14 protein-coding genes and 1 riboswitch are annotated in these 14,599 nt (G+C 48.1%); of the genes, 10 read left to right on the top strand and 4 right to left on the bottom strand.

Annotation, left to right across the window (positions count from 1 at the left end; translation table 11 throughout):
• Positions 1 to 106: 106 nt before the first annotated feature.
• Positions 107 to 1,018 carry an NAD(P)-dependent oxidoreductase gene (locus ISALK_RS03175; protein ID WP_160718949.1) on the bottom strand — a complete coding sequence of 304 codons (912 nt, stop codon included), beginning with the start codon at positions 1,016 to 1,018 and terminating at the stop codon, positions 107 to 109.
• A 376-nt stretch (positions 1,019 to 1,394) separates the two neighbouring features.
• Here ISALK_RS03175 and ISALK_RS03170 point away from each other — a divergent pair, with 376 nt between their 5' ends.
• The 4 genes from ISALK_RS03170 (at position 1,395) to ISALK_RS03155 (ending at position 5,480) form a co-directional block, all read left to right on the top strand.
• Positions 1,395 to 1,784 carry a GntR family transcriptional regulator gene (locus ISALK_RS03170; protein ID WP_160718947.1) on the top strand — a complete coding sequence of 130 codons (390 nt, stop codon included), beginning with the start codon at positions 1,395 to 1,397 and terminating at the stop codon, positions 1,782 to 1,784.
• Entirely contained in the window at positions 1,777 to 2,679 is a 903-nt protein-coding gene (locus tag ISALK_RS03165; RefSeq protein WP_160718945.1) for an ABC transporter ATP-binding protein, read from the top strand. Before ISALK_RS03170 ends, ISALK_RS03165 begins: the two co-directional genes overlap by 8 nt.
• A complete protein-coding gene (locus tag ISALK_RS03160) occupies positions 2,651 to 4,741 on the top strand; it encodes a DUF6449 domain-containing protein (protein WP_160718943.1) in 2,091 nt (696 codons plus the stop codon). The genes ISALK_RS03165 and ISALK_RS03160 overlap by 29 nt, the downstream gene beginning before the upstream one ends.
• 130 nt (positions 4,742 to 4,871) lie before the next feature.
• The gene (locus ISALK_RS03155) at positions 4,872 to 5,480 is read left to right on the top strand and encodes a 5' nucleotidase, NT5C type (protein ID WP_160718941.1); all 609 of its coding nucleotides are present in this window, start codon (positions 4,872 to 4,874) and stop codon (positions 5,478 to 5,480) included.
• A gap of 96 nt (positions 5,481 to 5,576) precedes the next feature.
• On the opposite strand, the gene ISALK_RS03150 is transcribed toward ISALK_RS03155, so the two are convergent.
• The 3 genes from ISALK_RS03150 to ISALK_RS03140 all read right to left on the bottom strand — a co-directional run bounded on the left by ISALK_RS03150 (position 5,577) and on the right by ISALK_RS03140 (position 8,008).
• Complete coding sequence (locus tag ISALK_RS03150; protein WP_236660237.1) at positions 5,577 to 6,368, bottom strand: ABC transporter ATP-binding protein; 792 nt, start codon at positions 6,366 to 6,368, stop codon at positions 5,577 to 5,579.
• Between the two features lie 6 nt (positions 6,369 to 6,374).
• The gene (locus tag ISALK_RS03145) at positions 6,375 to 7,064 is read right to left on the bottom strand and encodes an ABC transporter permease (protein WP_201756827.1); all 690 of its coding nucleotides are present in this window, start codon (positions 7,062 to 7,064) and stop codon (positions 6,375 to 6,377) included.
• Between the two features lie 95 nt (positions 7,065 to 7,159).
• Positions 7,160 to 8,008: an ABC transporter substrate-binding protein gene (locus tag ISALK_RS03140; protein WP_160718937.1), complete on the bottom strand. Its 849-nt coding sequence runs from the start codon at positions 8,006 to 8,008 to the stop codon at positions 7,160 to 7,162.
• A gap of 192 nt (positions 8,009 to 8,200) precedes the next feature.
• A riboswitch (molybdenum cofactor riboswitch) is annotated at positions 8,201 to 8,315 on the bottom strand.
• Positions 8,316 to 8,659: 344 nt separating this feature from the next.
• Here ISALK_RS03140 and ISALK_RS03135 point away from each other — a divergent pair.
• The 6 genes from ISALK_RS03135 (at position 8,660) to purL (ending at position 14,590) form a co-directional block, all read left to right on the top strand.
• Positions 8,660 to 9,838: a 5-(carboxyamino)imidazole ribonucleotide synthase gene (locus tag ISALK_RS03135; protein ID WP_236660236.1), complete on the top strand. Its 1,179-nt coding sequence runs from the start codon at positions 8,660 to 8,662 to the stop codon at positions 9,836 to 9,838.
• 15 nt (positions 9,839 to 9,853) lie between these two features.
• Positions 9,854 to 10,456 (top strand): 5-(carboxyamino)imidazole ribonucleotide mutase, encoded by a 603-nt coding sequence (gene purE, locus ISALK_RS03130; RefSeq protein WP_371723437.1) that lies wholly within the window; start codon positions 9,854 to 9,856, stop codon positions 10,454 to 10,456.
• Between the two features lie 69 nt (positions 10,457 to 10,525).
• On the top strand, positions 10,526 to 11,239 hold the full coding sequence (gene purC, locus ISALK_RS03125) for a phosphoribosylaminoimidazolesuccinocarboxamide synthase (RefSeq protein ID WP_160719055.1): 714 nt from the start codon (positions 10,526 to 10,528) through the stop codon (positions 11,237 to 11,239).
• Positions 11,240 to 11,334: 95 nt separating this feature from the next.
• A complete protein-coding gene (gene purS, locus ISALK_RS03120; protein ID WP_160718935.1) occupies positions 11,335 to 11,574 on the top strand; it encodes a phosphoribosylformylglycinamidine synthase subunit PurS in 240 nt (79 codons plus the stop codon).
• A gap of 141 nt (positions 11,575 to 11,715) precedes the next feature.
• Positions 11,716 to 12,387 carry a phosphoribosylformylglycinamidine synthase subunit PurQ gene (gene purQ, locus ISALK_RS03115; protein ID WP_160718933.1) on the top strand — a complete coding sequence of 224 codons (672 nt, stop codon included), beginning with the start codon at positions 11,716 to 11,718 and terminating at the stop codon, positions 12,385 to 12,387.
• Between the two features lies 1 nt (position 12,388).
• Positions 12,389 to 14,590, top strand: coding sequence for a phosphoribosylformylglycinamidine synthase subunit PurL (gene purL, locus ISALK_RS03110; RefSeq protein WP_160718931.1), 2,202 nt, complete (start codon positions 12,389 to 12,391; stop codon positions 14,588 to 14,590).
• Positions 14,591 to 14,599 lie beyond the last annotated feature (9 nt).

The following is a 14,599-nucleotide window of genomic DNA, read 5'->3' as shown; positions in this document are numbered from 1 at the left end:
AAACTCCGCTTCAGACCCCGTTAGAAACACTGCTACGAATCCTACTAGGAATCCCACTGCAAATCCTGCTACAACCTTTCCCTAGGAATCCAGCTACAACCTTTCCCTAGGAATCCTCCGGCAAACTCGGGAAGACTTCTCTCAGGTTTTCCAACACTTTTTCTGAGAGTCGGGCCTTGGCCTGGGTGGTAAAGCCCGCCACGTTGTTGGAGGTAATCACATTTTCATAAGCCTTCATTTCCTCCAGGAGGCCCTCCAAGCCCCCAACATCAAAGATGGCGTAATTATCCCGGTTCTCAATCCACTTGCGAAAGCCCTGCAGATCATAGGTTTTACCCAGGGAGGTGTTGATCAGTATCTTTCCCGCTCCGAAGGTCTCAAAATCCTCGGGGGACAGGGCCACGGTATTCCGGGGTAAATGGGTGGACAGGATATCCACGGTTTGAAGAAGCTCCTCCTTGGGAAGGTAGGTTGCTCCCAGGGCTTCCACCTCCGGCTTTCGGGAACGGCTGTAATAATAGACCTCCATATTAAAATGCTTCGCTGTTGCCGTAAGCATTTTGCCCAGAGTTCCCATACCGATGATGCCCAGCTTCTGCCCCGTCAGCTCCGTGGGAAAATCCCGCCACTGATGGTTGTGGAATCCGTGGAGAAGGCTGACCAGCTCGCTGATGATAAACTCGATCACCCCTTCGTCGCCGTAATCCTTTACCCCCAGCACAGGGATCGAAAGCTCCCTTGCCGCAGCGATATCCACATTGGCGCTTTCCTCGTCGTACAGGGAGCAGCACATGCCGATGTATTTCAGGTTTTTCGCTCCCAGGATTGCCTCCCGGTGAATCTTTGTATTCCAGGAAACCAGGACCACCTCCGCATCCTTCATGCGTTGTTCCACCGCCTCTTTGGTTTCGGGGTAATCCTCATAAAAAATTGTCTCTTCCGCCAGGGACTCCAGCTCAGCCCTTACTTCGGGGACCAGTCTTGTATTATCAACGGATACGATTTTTTTCAGTTTCATCATTATCCTCCTCATAAAAATATTTGGCGGGGCACTGTGGGGTTTCCAGCAGATGTTATCCTATAAGCGCCCCAACGTCTTTTTCAGTATAACCCAGGAAGCGGGAAAATTCCAGGGGAGAAAGAATAATGAAATTTTTATAGTTAAGTCAATTTTTTTTCAAAATAAGCTTTACAAGAAATGAAAACCGTTGTACAATCGTAGTGTACTATGCATAGTAATACGGTTAATACAATATATCCTTGTTTTCGGGGGGAAGAATTTAAGTAAACGGGGGAAGCGAAAGAAACAGGGAAACCAAGAGATCGAAGGGGTTCAAAGAGGTTCAAAGGAAGGAAAGAAGGAAGCGGGACGCCGGTAAGAAAGGGGAAAGCATATGCTGGAAATTGATTTGAAAAGCCGATTACCGATTTATGAGCAACTGGTGGAGGGGTTTAAACGGCTGATCATGGAAGAGGTGATCAAAACCGACGAGAAACTCCCCTCGGTAAGGAGTCTGGCAAGGGAACTGACGATCAATCCCAACACGATTCAAAAGGCCTACAAAGCTCTAGAACAGGAAGGCTATATTTATACGGTTCAGGGCCGGGGGAATTTCGCCCAAGGGATCGAAGGGAAGGATCAAAAGGAGAAACTGCTGAAACTGAAGGGGGAATTAAAAAAGACCATGGCGGAGGCGATTTATTTGGGTATGGAGAAAAAGGAAATTGTACAGTTGATTGAGGAAGCACAACAACAAGTGGGAGGGGAGAGAGACGATGATTGAAGTAAAAGGACTGACCAAGGGGTATGAAGGATTCAATGCGGTAAAGGATTTGGATTTAACCGTGAATAAAGGCTCGATTTACGGGCTACTGGGCTCCAACGGTGCGGGGAAAACCACCCTACTCAAAACCTTAGCGGGCCTTTATCGACAGGACCGGGGGGTAGTGTTGATCGGTGGGGAAAGGGTCTATGAAAATCCGGAAGTGAAAAAACGGATGGTGTTTATTTCCGACGCCCTTTATTTTTTCCCCTCCTATACCATCGAAGAGATGGGGGCCTTTTACCGCAGGATGTATGGCAACTGGAATGAAAAGCGCTTTCGGGAGCTGCAAAAAGTGTTTAAAATCGATTTCAAACGTAAAATCAATGGGCTGTCCAAGGGGATGAACCGCCAGGTGGGGATTTGGTTGGGACTTTCCGCCATGGCGGAGGTTATGATTCTCGATGAGCCCCTGGACGGCTTGGACTCGGTGATGCGAAAGAAGGTGAAAAACCTGTTGTTTCAAGACGTGGCGGAGCGGGAGCTTACGGTGATCATCTCCTCCCATAATTTACGGGAGCTCGAGGATTTATGCGATTATGTGGGGATCCTGCACCGGGGGAAAATGGTGATTGAACGGGATATGGATGATTTGAAAAAGGATGTACATAAGGTGCAGTTCGCCTTACGGGAATCGAATAAGGACCGGGAGATTACCGGTTTGGAAGTACTTCACAAAGAGAAAAAGGGCAGTGTGGATGTTTGGATTATCCGGGGCAGTCATCAGGCCATCGAAAATCGGTTTGGGGAAATGGATCCGGCGATTCTGGATATTTTACCCCTGACCTTGGAGGAAGTATTTATTTATGAAATGGGGGATCAGGATTATGAAATCGATCAAATCTTACTTCGATAAGGGGATTATGTTAAATGAATGCAAGCGTCTTTACTGGGTACCGATTCTTTACTTTATCGGGCTGTTTATTTCTATACCTCTGCAGATTCTCCTGGAGATCCAACGGTACGCTCCGGATTTGGAGGAAAACCGGCAGTATCTTCGGATTACCGAAAATATTTTAGAGTTTCGTCATCCGGGGACCGTGATCATGCTATTTGTGGTGCCGGTAGCGGTGGGGCTGTTATTGTATCGTTATTTGCAGGACCGGAACAATTCTGATATGATCCACAGTCTACCGATTCGGCGGGAGACGTTGTACGTTAGTCATGGAGCGGTTGGGGTGCTTTTCTTACTGTTTCCTTTATTGCTGACCACGGGGATTACCGCATTGATTCATCAAATTGCGGGGCTGGAGTTTATTTTCACCCTGCAGGAGCTGTGGATCTGGTCGGGCACCATTCTGCTGATGGGGCTGGTGCTCTACGGCAGTACCATCTTTGTGGGGATGGTCACGGGGATGACCATTGCCCAGGGGATTTTGACCTATATCGTATTGTTCCTCCCTGTGGGGCTCCATCAACTGATTGTATACAACATGGAGTTCTATCTCTACGGCTTTAGCTGGGAGCGTTACGGAGGTCTGAGTGCAGCATTGATGCAACGGCTGTCCCCTCTGGTTCGAATCGGGATGTTAAGCGGGGAAGCCCTGTCCCGGGGTGAGATTTTGGCCTATAGCCTGTTTGTGGTAGGGATTCTTTTCATCGGCCTGTTGATATATAAACAGCGAAAGCTGGAAAACAACCTGCAGGTCATCGTGTTTACACCCTTAAAGCATCTGTTTAAATACGGGGTAACCTTTTCCGTTATGCTCCTTGCGGGGATGTATTTTTATTCCGCCAGCAACGGCAGCATGCAGTGGGTTTGGTTCGGCTACGGATTGTTTGCCCTCTTAGGCTATGGAATTGCCGAGGCGGTAATTCAAAAATCGGTACGGATTCTGTCTATGAAAATGCTTCGGGGATTGGTCCTGTACACCGGAGTGATGCTGTTGACCATAGGATTTCTTACCCTGGACGTTACGGGATTTGAACGAAGAATGCCCGAGAAGGAGGAGGTACAAAGTGTTTATATCGGCTTTCACCCCCACGATTACCAGGCAATGAAAAACTACGGCGGAAGCGACGGGGCTTTTAGGGAAGGGGAAAACATTGCCCGGGTTATGGAATTTCATCAAATGTTGATTGATTATAAAGGGGATATTCAAAATTCCGGGGGGACTTCCCTGGAAGACCGGCCCTTTTACATTGTCTATGAACTAAAAGAGGGAGAAAACCTCACCCGTCATTATCATTCGGTGCCCCGGGAGATTTACGAAGAAGCCTACGGAGCGCTTATCGAGTCCCAGGAGTACAAGTACAGCCGGTATCCGGTGCTGTCCATTCCTCCCGAGGATTTCCAACGGGCAACGATTCGGGGCTATACCAACGATTCTCAAACTTCGTTACTGGATCCGGAGCAAATCACGGGCTTGGTAGAGGCTCTGCAAAAAGACCTCTTGGAGGCGGGGCATGAGGCCTTGTACAATCAGGAAGTTTGGGGAGGCGTCACCCTTTTATTGGAAGAGGGCAAGGAAGTGCCTTCCCTCTACGGTCCGGGCATGGACAATGAACTGCATGTCACCTGGTCCAAAGAATTCAACGAGACGGAAAAGTGGCTGGAAGAAGAGGGGCTTTTAGAAGAAGTCCGACTGACAGGGGATCAGGTGGCCTACATGGTGGTGGAGCCCTTTGAGGGAAGCGCTCAGGTTTTCTATGGAGATTCCCTGGAAGGAGAGGCCGGAGCCAATCAAGGAGAAGGTAAAGGCGAAGATCAACAGGAAGAGGCCGGGGAGGTCCGGCGCTACGAAACCCGGGATGACGAGGAAATTGAAGCGGCCTTAAGGCTCAGCGAAAACGGATGGCGGGATAAAAGGACCTATGGTTATAGAGTGGGCTATTATGACGAAGGGGGAAACCAAATTCTTTTGGAGAGCTTTCGTAAAGACCGGGTCCCCACCTTTGTGGAGGCGTTTTATCAATAAGCTTTATAATTGACAAAACCCGCCGCATGACTTATAATGAGAATTCAAATCAATTAACTGTTTAAAAAACATTATCATAATTTGTTTTGAAACATCTGCGATCCAGCATCGCATAACAGGGGGAATTCTCATGAAACGATTGACCATCGGCATCGATATTGACGGAACCATTACGGATCCATTCTACTGGCTGGATCTTGCCAATGAGTATTTCGGCACAAAGGTACGGCCCGAGGAGATTACGATTTACGAAATCGGCGAGGTTTTAGGGCTGAAAAAGGAAGAATACATGAAGTTTTACGAGGATTGCAAAGAGGAAATCCATATGAAGGCCGGGGTCCGGGAAGGGGCGAAGGAAAAACTCCATCGAATTTTTCAGGAGCATGAAGCCTACTATATTACCGCCAGGGATGAGAGTCTGTATGATCTTACCCGGCACTGGTTTGAAAAACACGAACTGCCAAGGGAAAACCTGTACACTCTGGGGAGCCACTTCAAGGTGGAAAAAGCCAAGGAACTGGGCTGCGACGTGTTCATCGAGGACCGATATGAAAACGCTGTGGAACTGGCAGCGGAAGGCATTAAAGTACTGCTGATGGACTGTACCTACAATCGGGAACCGTTAATTCCCAACATGATCCGGGTGAAAAACTGGGAAGAGGTGGCGGTGGTCATCGAAGGTCTGGCGGAAAAACAGTGTTTATCCAATATACCGGAGCGCTTGCGCCAAAACGGATAGGACATTGAATAAATATTAAATAATTATTAAATGAAGATAAAAAAAGAAAAAGGACAAAAAGTGTACCAGGGGGTCGGACCCCCTGGTACACTTTTTTTATATCATAGCCCACTGGATAAAATTTTTCGTAAGAGCCTCTTCGGGGTGCTCTAAAACCTGGGCCGTGGGGCCCCGTTCAATGAGTTTTCCCTCATCGATGAAAAACACTTCCTTGGAAAGCCGTTTAGCCTGTTGGATGTTATGGGTTACCATAATAATGGTGGGACGATTGTTTTCATAAAAATCCCGAAGGACTCGCTCCATGACCATAATGGACTGGGGATCGATATTGGCCGTGGGTTCGTCCAATAAAAGAAGCTCCGGTTCAAATACCAGGGCCCGGGCCAGGGCCACTTTTTGAGATTCCCCGCCGGAGAGGGTTTTCCCCGGTTGATCCCGTAAATCCTGAAGCCCCAGATCCACCAAAAGTTTTTCCACCTTTTCTTTTATGACCTCCGGCTTTTCTCCCCGGATTTTTAAGGGGTAGGCGATGTTATCGAATACCGAGGTTCGAAAGAGGTAGGGTTTTTGAAAAATCAAGGTCATCTTTTGATACACTTCACTATTTTTGTGGAGTTTTTTTTGATTATATAATACTTTTCCCCGGCTGATGGGATCAATTCCCGCCAATAGTTTGACAAAAGTGCTTTTCCCTGCCCCGTTGGGACCGATGATCCCGATGAAGGATCCCGAGGAGATCTCCAGGTCGGAAATATCCAGAGCCACTTTATCCTCGTATGTACGTTTCAGGTTTTGAATTTGAAGTTCCATCAGAATCCCTGCTTTCTTATAAGTTTCCATGGTGTATTTTGATGTATAAACCCGGGCTAAAACTGAAAAAGAATCCAAGGCCCCCTAGGCCTTTTGCTGAAAATGGTAGAGGGTAAAATTAACAACGAAGGATAAGCCTAGAAGGATCAGGCCCAGGGCAATAGCCATTTCATAATCTCCCATACTTCGGAGCATGGCAATGGCGGTGGTCATCACCCGGGTATGGCCTTGGATATTGCCGCCCACAATCATTACGGCTCCAACTTCCGAAATGGCCCGGCCATAACCGGAGATCACCCCGGCAAAGAGTTCAATACGCAGTTCCCGAATCAGTAAAAAGAGTAGCTGAGGCCGGGAGGCCCCCAGGGTTTTTCCCAGGTTCTTAATATCCCGGCCCTTTTCCAGAGTTCCGTTATAAACGATGCCTGTAATAATGGGTGTTACCAGAAGAATTTGGGCAATGATCATGGCGGTTACGGTATAAAGAATACCGAAGCGCCCTAAGGGGCCTCGACGGGCGATCATCAAAAAAACAAACAGTCCGACGATCACCGGGGGGAGGCTCATGCAGGTGTAAAGAATTCGAATAGCCAGGCTTTTCAGAGGGAAATCCTTAATGCCGAGGAAAATCCCCAGGGGAACGGAAAGTAAGGCGGAAATACCTGTAGCTATAATTGTAACAAAAAGGGTAAGACCCACAATGCTATAAAGCTCTACATCAAAGGAGGCAATCAGGGAAAGTGCGCTTTTAAATCCTTCAACAATTTGTTCCAAATAGGTACCTCCTTTGGGAGTGAGTATCTTTAAGGTTCTGTCCATCACCATAATATCACTTTTGTTGTGGAATTTACAAGAAGATCAACAATGATTTAATCCGCATCAGGTGTAAATAAGGGTTCTCCGAATTCCTCGGTTCCAAACTCTGCGATCATTTCCTGAACTTCCGAAGAAATAATCCACTGTACAAAGGCTTTTGCCCCTTCAAGATTAAGGTTTTCCCCTTCGTCCTGAGTTACGGGTATTACGCCGTAAGGGTTATATAAACGTTCGTCTCCTTCGGTGACCACTTGAAGGTCCAGGTCGTTAACCATAGAAAGGAAAGTTCCCCGGTCCGCTAAGGTGTAAGCTCTCATTTCATCGGCCATTTCGATAACTGAGCCCATTCCCTGTCCCGCGGAAATGTAAAAATCCCCCTCCGGTAACAGGTTCGCCTCTTCCAATAAGTTAAGTTCCATTACATGGGTTCCGGAATTGTCTCCCCGGGAGACAAAGTCCGCTTCCTGTTCCCAGATTAGGGCCAGGGCTGTTAGTACATCATCCATTGCCTTTTCCCTAAGGTCTGCGGGATCCTCTGTGGGGCCCAGGATCACAAAATCGTTGTACATAACCGGGTAGCGCTCAGTACCGTATCCCTCGGCAACAAACTCCTCTTCAAGCTCCGGTGCATGGACCAACAATACATCCGCATCTTTTCCCCGTCCCATATCCAGGGCGGCGCCGGTGCCCACCGCTACGACCTTTACTTCGATATCGTGGGCCTCCTCAAAATGAGGCAGAATCTCATCCAGTAAGCCGCTGTTTTCCGTACTGGTGGTGGTGGCCAGGGTGATGGTCTCCTGGCCGTTGTCACATCCGATAAAAATAAGTAAGGAGAGGGAAAGAATCATAAGGAATGAAACTACTTTGTATAGTCGGTCTTTCTGAAATTTTTGAATCATAATGGGGTTCCTCCTTGTTTTTTAGGTAATGTTTCTTCAATACTAATGTAAGGGTGGATAAACATTGATGCCGGATAACACTATGTGGGAGAAATTTCGTGCAAAAAAAACCTCCTTTCTGTTGGTTTATCAAAAGACGATAGAAAGGAGGCATGAAAAAACAAAGAGGCTATAATAGCCCCTTGGAATTTCAAAAGATGAATTTCGGCTCCTTTCCAACGGGAGGCAAAGTCGTTTCCGACAGTACCCTAACGGTTCGATTTTCATAGTTTCCCTTAGAAAAAAGAACTCGGAGCAAAGATGAAGTTTTATGACAGTAGCTACAGACATATCCTATCACCTTGTTAAATGATTGTCAATTGTAAAATCAAAATTTTCATGCAACGACAAATAGAGGACTTTCCTGGTATGGTAATAACGAGGGGAATGTTCGGTAAAAAGACTGAATAACGAAAATGAAGAAGTTATAAAAATAGTAAAATCCGTATTATAACGAACGATATAAAAAATATTAAATAAAAAATACGAAAAATGTTGAAGATTTTTTGCCCCTTTGTTATGATATAGATACAGTAATCCACAGGCAAAAGAAAGGAAATGAACCGAAACAAAAAAGGATAAAACAATGAAAGCCTCAAGGAGGGGATATTCTTGAAAAGCGTACAAAAGCTTCGGGTAGGAATCATCGGCGGCGGACAGCTGGGCAGGATGATGATTTTGGAAGGGAAAAAAATGGGGATACAGTTTGCCGTATTGGATCCGGATCCTCAGGCTCCCGCCGTATCCTTAGGGGATACCCATGTGATGGGAGACTATCATAACCGGGAAAAAATCCGGGAACTGGCGGATATTTCCGATGTCCTTACCTATGAATTTGAACATATTGATGGAGCATTTTTAAAAGATTTAGAAGAAGAAGGTATGGTTATTTACCCTTCTTCCCGTTCGTTACTGATAATTCAGGATAAATTTCGTCAAAACCGTTACTTAAAGGAAAAGGGTTTACATCTGCCGAGGTTTTTGAAGGTGGACAGCTTACAGGACCTTAAAGAAGCGGGAGAAAAACTGGGCTATCCCATGATGCTAAAGGCAACCACGGGGGGCTACGACGGAAAAGGCAATGCCCTTATTCTGGATCCCGACGGGAGGGAAGGGGCTTTTTTTGACCTGAAAGGGGAAAAGGACACCCTGGAGCTTATGGCGGAGGAGTATATCCAATATCATAAAGAGATTTCGGTAATTGCGGCAAGGGGAGACGGGGGCGCCATTGCCCTTTATCCTCCCTCGGAAAATCAACATGAAGACAGTATTTTAAAGCGGACCGTGGTGCCGGCAGATGTTTCCTCTGAGGTTCAGGCGAAGGCGGAGGCCTTGGCCAAGGATACCATTGAAGTACTGGAAGGCATGGGGGTTTTTACGATTGAAATGTTTGTTACCCTGGAGGGGGAGGTGCTGATTAACGAAATCGCTCCTAGGGTTCATAACTCCGGGCACTACACCATCGAAGCCTCGGAAACCTCCCAGTTTGAGCAGCACCTTCGGGCGATTCTTGCTCTGCCCTTGGGAGATACCTCCTTAAAAAGGCCCTATGCCGGGATGATCAATCTCCTGGGCCGGGGAAAGAAAAACGGCAGCCCGGAAGTGTTAGGGGTGCAGGAGGTGCTTGAGACGAAAGGGGCCCACTTGCATTTTTATGAGAAAAAGGCGGTGAAGTTCGGACGGAAAATGGGACATATTACCGTTACCGGGGATAGCCGGGAAGCGGTGAACAACAGCCTGGACGATTTGGAAGGACAGGTGCTGATCGTACCGGACCAGGCCCATGAATGATTCGAAGGAATCCTGTTGGATACATTTATAGATAGAACCGAAATCAAAGGCAGTGTGAACTATCAATACCATTACATTAGGGAAAGGATGAAAACCATGGACAAACCTTTAGTCAGTGTCATTATGGGCAGCGACTCGGATCTTCCGGTGATGAAAGAAGCCCTGGATTTACTGAAAGAGCTGGAAATCCCTTACGAAGAGCGGATCGTCTCCGCCCACCGAACCCCGGAACGCATGTATATCTTCGCCAAGGAAGCGGAGGAGCGGGGGGTACAGGTGATTATCGCCGGTGCCGGAGGCGCCGCCCACTTACCGGGGATGGTGGCCTCTCTCAGTGCCCTGCCGGTAATCGGAGTTCCGATTAAAAGCAAAAACCTGCAGGGGGTGGATTCTCTGCACTCCATCGTTCAGATGCCTCCGGGGATTCCTGTGGCCACCATGGCTATTAACGGATCGAAAAATGCAGGAATTTTTGCCGCAAAGATTTTAGGTCTTAAGGACCCGGGAATTTTACAGCGGGTAAAAGACTACATGGAGGCCTTAGAGGATCAAGTGGAAAAAAAGGCCAAGGATCTGGAATCCATGGGATATGAAGCCTATCTTAATAAAAAGTTTTAACGGCGGTTATGGACAGAAAAAACGTCAATGAAAACGTTGAATCACTGAAAGTGAGGGAAAAGGATGAAACTGACAAAGGGTACCCTACTGTATGAAGGGAAAGCCAAACGAGTGTATGAAACGAAAGACAAGGACTGCTTTATCGTATCCTATAAAACCGATGCCACGGCCTTTGACGGAAAGAAAAAAGGAAGCATTGAAGGAAAGGACCGGGTCAATAATTTGATGTCGGCGAGACTCTTTGAAGTCTTAGAGGAAAAAGGAATCGAAACCCATTTTGTGAAAGTCCTGGAGGAACATGAAATGGTGGTTAAGCGTCTGGAAATCATCCCTGTAGAGGTCATCGTACGAAATGTGGCCGCGGGAGGTATGGCGAAAAAGCTGGGACTGAAAGAAGGGACCCCCCTAGGAAAACCGGTGGTGGAGTACTGTTTAAAGAGTGACGAGCTGTCGGATCCCATGATCAATGAGGATCATATTGAGGTCCTGGAATTAGCGGACAAAGAGGAAATACAAACCATCCGAAAGATGGCACTGAAAATCAATCAAGTGCTGAAGGCATTTTTCCTGGAACGGGAACTGAATTTAGTGGATTTCAAACTGGAATTCGGAAGGTATCAGGGAAGAGTGATCCTGGGAGACGAAATTTCTCCCGACACCTGCCGGCTTTGGGATTTGAAAAGCGGTGAGCGCCTGGATAAAGATCGGTTCCGCCGGGATCTTGGGGCCGTGGAGGAGAGCTACCTTGAAGTGCTTAAAAGAGTGACCGGTATGATCAACTGATGAATGCCTGCACCAATCAGCCAATGAAACGAGCAACCCAAAAAGCAACTAATAAACCAACCAATAAACCAACCAAAAACAAGGAGGACGATTGCATGAAGGTAAAGGTATATGTAACGTTAAAGGACAGCATTTCCGATCCCCAGGGGACCGCAATTCAAGGAGCATTAACCAAAAAAGGCTATGAAGGGGTGGAAAGTGTACGAATCGGCAAATTGATTGAACTGGAACTTTCCGACCGACCGGAAGCGGAGGCGAAGGAAGCGGTGGAAGAGATGTGTGAAAAGCTGCTGGCCAATACGGTGATTGAAAAATACACTTACGAAATCCTGTAAAATCATTAGTCCTGTTCTTTTAGAGAAATAAGCAAAAAAGCTGCAGGGCTTATACCGCAATACTGCAATACTGCTATACCGCAATACCGCCAGCAAATTGAAACGAAGTAAATACTAAAACCATTCGAGGAGGAAGGTTATATGAAATTCGGCGTGATTGTTTTTCCCGCTTCAAACTGTGATTTAGATTCCTATTACGCGATCAAGGATATGATGGGGGAGAAAGTGGATTATATCTGGCATGAGGAAGAAAAAATTGAAGAATACGACGGTATTATCATCCCCGGAGGGTTCTCCTACGGAGACTATCTTCGCTGTGGAGCCGTGGCCCAGTTTTCTAAAGTCATGGAGGCCGTAAAGGCCCATGCAGAGAAGGGAAAACTGGTCATCGGAATTTGCAACGGTTTTCAAATTCTCACCGAGGCGGGACTCTTGCCCGGGGCCCTGGTGCGAAACAAGAATCTGAAATTCATCTGCGGCACGGCCCAACTGAATGTGGAAAACAATGACACCGCCTTTACCAATAAACTGACCGAGGGAGAGACCTTAAGAATTCCCGTGGCCCACGGAGAAGGCAACTACGTGGCCCAGGATGAGGTACTGCAAAAGCTGAAGAATAACCGGCAGATCGTTTTAACCTATCGGGATAATAAAAACGGATCCATGGAGGATATTGCAGGGATCGTTAACGAACAGGGAAATGTCCTGGGTATGATGCCCCATCCGGAAAGAGCCTGTGATCCGATTCTGGGAAACACCGACGGAAGAAAAATCTTTGAATCCATGATTGCTTATTTAAAGGGAGGCCGATAACATGAATCTTTATGAAGAGCTGGGACTGAAAAAAGAGGAATACGAAAGGGTTGTGGAGCTCCTGGGAAGAGAGCCCAATGAACTGGAGCTGAACATGTACGGCGTGATGTGGTCGGAGCACTGCAGTTACAAGCACTCGAGAGCTCTCTTTAAGCATTTTCCCACCACGGGAAAACGGGTACTTCAGGGACCGGGAGAAAATGCGGGGATCATTGATATCGGTGATAATATGGCGGTGGCGATGAAAATCGAGAGCCACAACCACCCTTCAGCGGTGGAGCCCTATCAAGGGGCGGCCACCGGGGTCGGCGGCATTATCCGGGACATTTTCGCCATGGGGGCAAGACCGGTGGCGCTGCTGAACTCGTTGCGCTTTGGCGAACTGGAAAACAGTGAACGGGTACAGTACCTGTTGGACGGTGTGGTAGAGGGAATTTCCGGCTACGGGAACTGTATGGGAATCCCTACCGTGGGAGGGGAAACCTTCTTTAATAAATCCTACGAAGGCAACCCTTTAGTCAACGCCATGTGTGTCGGGGTGATCGAGCACGATAAAATCCACCGGGCCAGTGCTAAAGGCGTGGGCAATCCGGTGATGTATATCGGAGCCTCCACAGGCCGGGACGGCGTCGGCGGGGCAAGCTTCGCCTCAGTGGAGCTGACGGAGGAATCCGAGGAAAAACGGTCCGCGGTACAGGTAGGAGACCCCTTTATGGAAAAACTTTTATTGGAAGCTTCTCTAGAACTCCTGGACACCGATGCCATCGTAGGGATTCAGGATCTGGGCGCCGCGGGGCTGACCTCCGCCGTATGTGAAACCGCAACCCGGGGAGAAGGCGGCATGGACGTGGATATCAGCCGGATTCCCAGAAGAGAGTCGGACATGCATCCCATCGAGGTGATGATCTCCGAATCCCAGGAACGAATGCTGTTAATCGTACGAAAAGGACAGGAAGAGACGGTAAACCGTATCGTTGGAAAATGGGGGCTTCACTCCAAAGTCATCGGCAAGGTAACCGACGACGGAAGACTCCGGGTAAGGGACGGGGAAGAAGTGCTGGCGGATATGCCGGCGGAGTCCCTGGATTCCTCGGGAGCGCCGAAATACTATAAGGACTATCAGGAACCAAAACATATGAAAGAAAGCCGTTGCGAGGATCTTACCGGGATCCCGCAGCCGAAGGATTTGAATCAAACCTTTATGGAGCTGTTAAGGGCACCGAATATTGCCAGCAAGGAATGGATTTACAATCAGTACGACCATATGGTTCGAACCAGCACCGTGATCAAGCCCGGCTCCGATGCGGCGGTGATCCGTATACGGGGAACGGAAAAGGGCATTGCTCTGACCACGGACTGCAACAGCCGGCTTTGTTATTTGAATCCGAGAGAAGGTTCGAAAATCGCTGTGGCGGAGGCTGCGAGAAACTTAGTGGCGGCGGGGGCGAAACCGGCGGCCATCACCGACGGCCTGAATTTCGGAAGTCCGGAAAAGCCGGAGCGCTTCTACGAGTTCAGAGAATCAGTACTGGGCCTCAGTGAAGCCTGCCGGGAGCTGGACACCCCGGTGATCAGCGGAAATGTAAGCTTTTATAATGAAACCGATAAAGCGGCGATCTATCCCACACCCATCGTTGGGATGGTCGGGGTCTTGGAAGATGTGCGTAAACACATGACCTTAGACTTTAAAGAGGAAGGAAATGTGATCATGCTGCTGGGAGAAACCAAGGACGAGATCGGCGGCAGTGAGTATTTATCCAGAATTCACGGCAAGGAAACGGGAGCGGTGCCGTTTTTAAACATGGCCCAGGAGCTTCGAACCCAACAAACGGTGCTTGAGGCCATTGAACGGGATCTTTTCCAGTCGGTCCATGACCTCAGTGAAGGGGGTCTGGCGGCAGCCCTGGCGGAGTCCGCCATTGCCGGGGGTATCGGAGGAAAGCTGGAGATCGACAGCCCTCTAAGTCCCGACCGGGAACTGTTTTCCGAATCCCAAAGCCGTTTTCTGGTATCCCTGAAGGAAAGTAAGCTGGCCGTATTGGAACAGGCGTTGCTCGCCGCCAAGATTCCCCATAAGATTCTGGGACGAACCGGAGGCGAGACCCTGGAAATCAATATCAATCAACAACCGGTGATTCATCATTCACTTAAAGACTTGGAAAGCAACTGGCGAGGCGCCATTCAGGAGATCATGGAAGCATAATTTTTCGTT

Origin of the sequence: Isachenkonia alkalipeptolytica, from assembly GCF_009910325.1 — a bacterium.
GTDB lineage: Bacteria > Bacillota > Clostridia > Peptostreptococcales > T1SED10-28 > Isachenkonia > Isachenkonia alkalipeptolytica.
This window is presented reverse-complemented; position numbering and strand designations above follow the sequence as displayed.

Coding starts and splice junctions, on each gene's coding strand:
- ISALK_RS03175 (WP_160718949.1), bottom strand. CDS start 1,018: ATGAAACTGAAAAAAATCGTATCCGTTGATAATACAAGACTGGTCCCC.
- ISALK_RS03170 (WP_160718947.1), top strand. CDS start 1,395: ATGCTGGAAATTGATTTGAAAAGCCGATTACCGATTTATGAGCAACTG.
- ISALK_RS03165 (WP_160718945.1), top strand. CDS start 1,777: ATGATTGAAGTAAAAGGACTGACCAAGGGGTATGAAGGATTCAATGCG.
- ISALK_RS03160 (WP_160718943.1), top strand. CDS start 2,651: ATGAAATCGATCAAATCTTACTTCGATAAGGGGATTATGTTAAATGAA.
- ISALK_RS03155 (WP_160718941.1), top strand. CDS start 4,872: ATGAAACGATTGACCATCGGCATCGATATTGACGGAACCATTACGGAT.
- ISALK_RS03140 (WP_160718937.1), bottom strand. CDS start 8,008: ATGATTCAAAAATTTCAGAAAGACCGACTATACAAAGTAGTTTCATTC.
- purS (WP_160718935.1), top strand. CDS start 11,335: ATGAAGGTAAAGGTATATGTAACGTTAAAGGACAGCATTTCCGATCCC.
- purQ (WP_160718933.1), top strand. CDS start 11,716: ATGAAATTCGGCGTGATTGTTTTTCCCGCTTCAAACTGTGATTTAGAT.
- purL (WP_160718931.1), top strand. CDS start 12,389: ATGAATCTTTATGAAGAGCTGGGACTGAAAAAAGAGGAATACGAAAGG.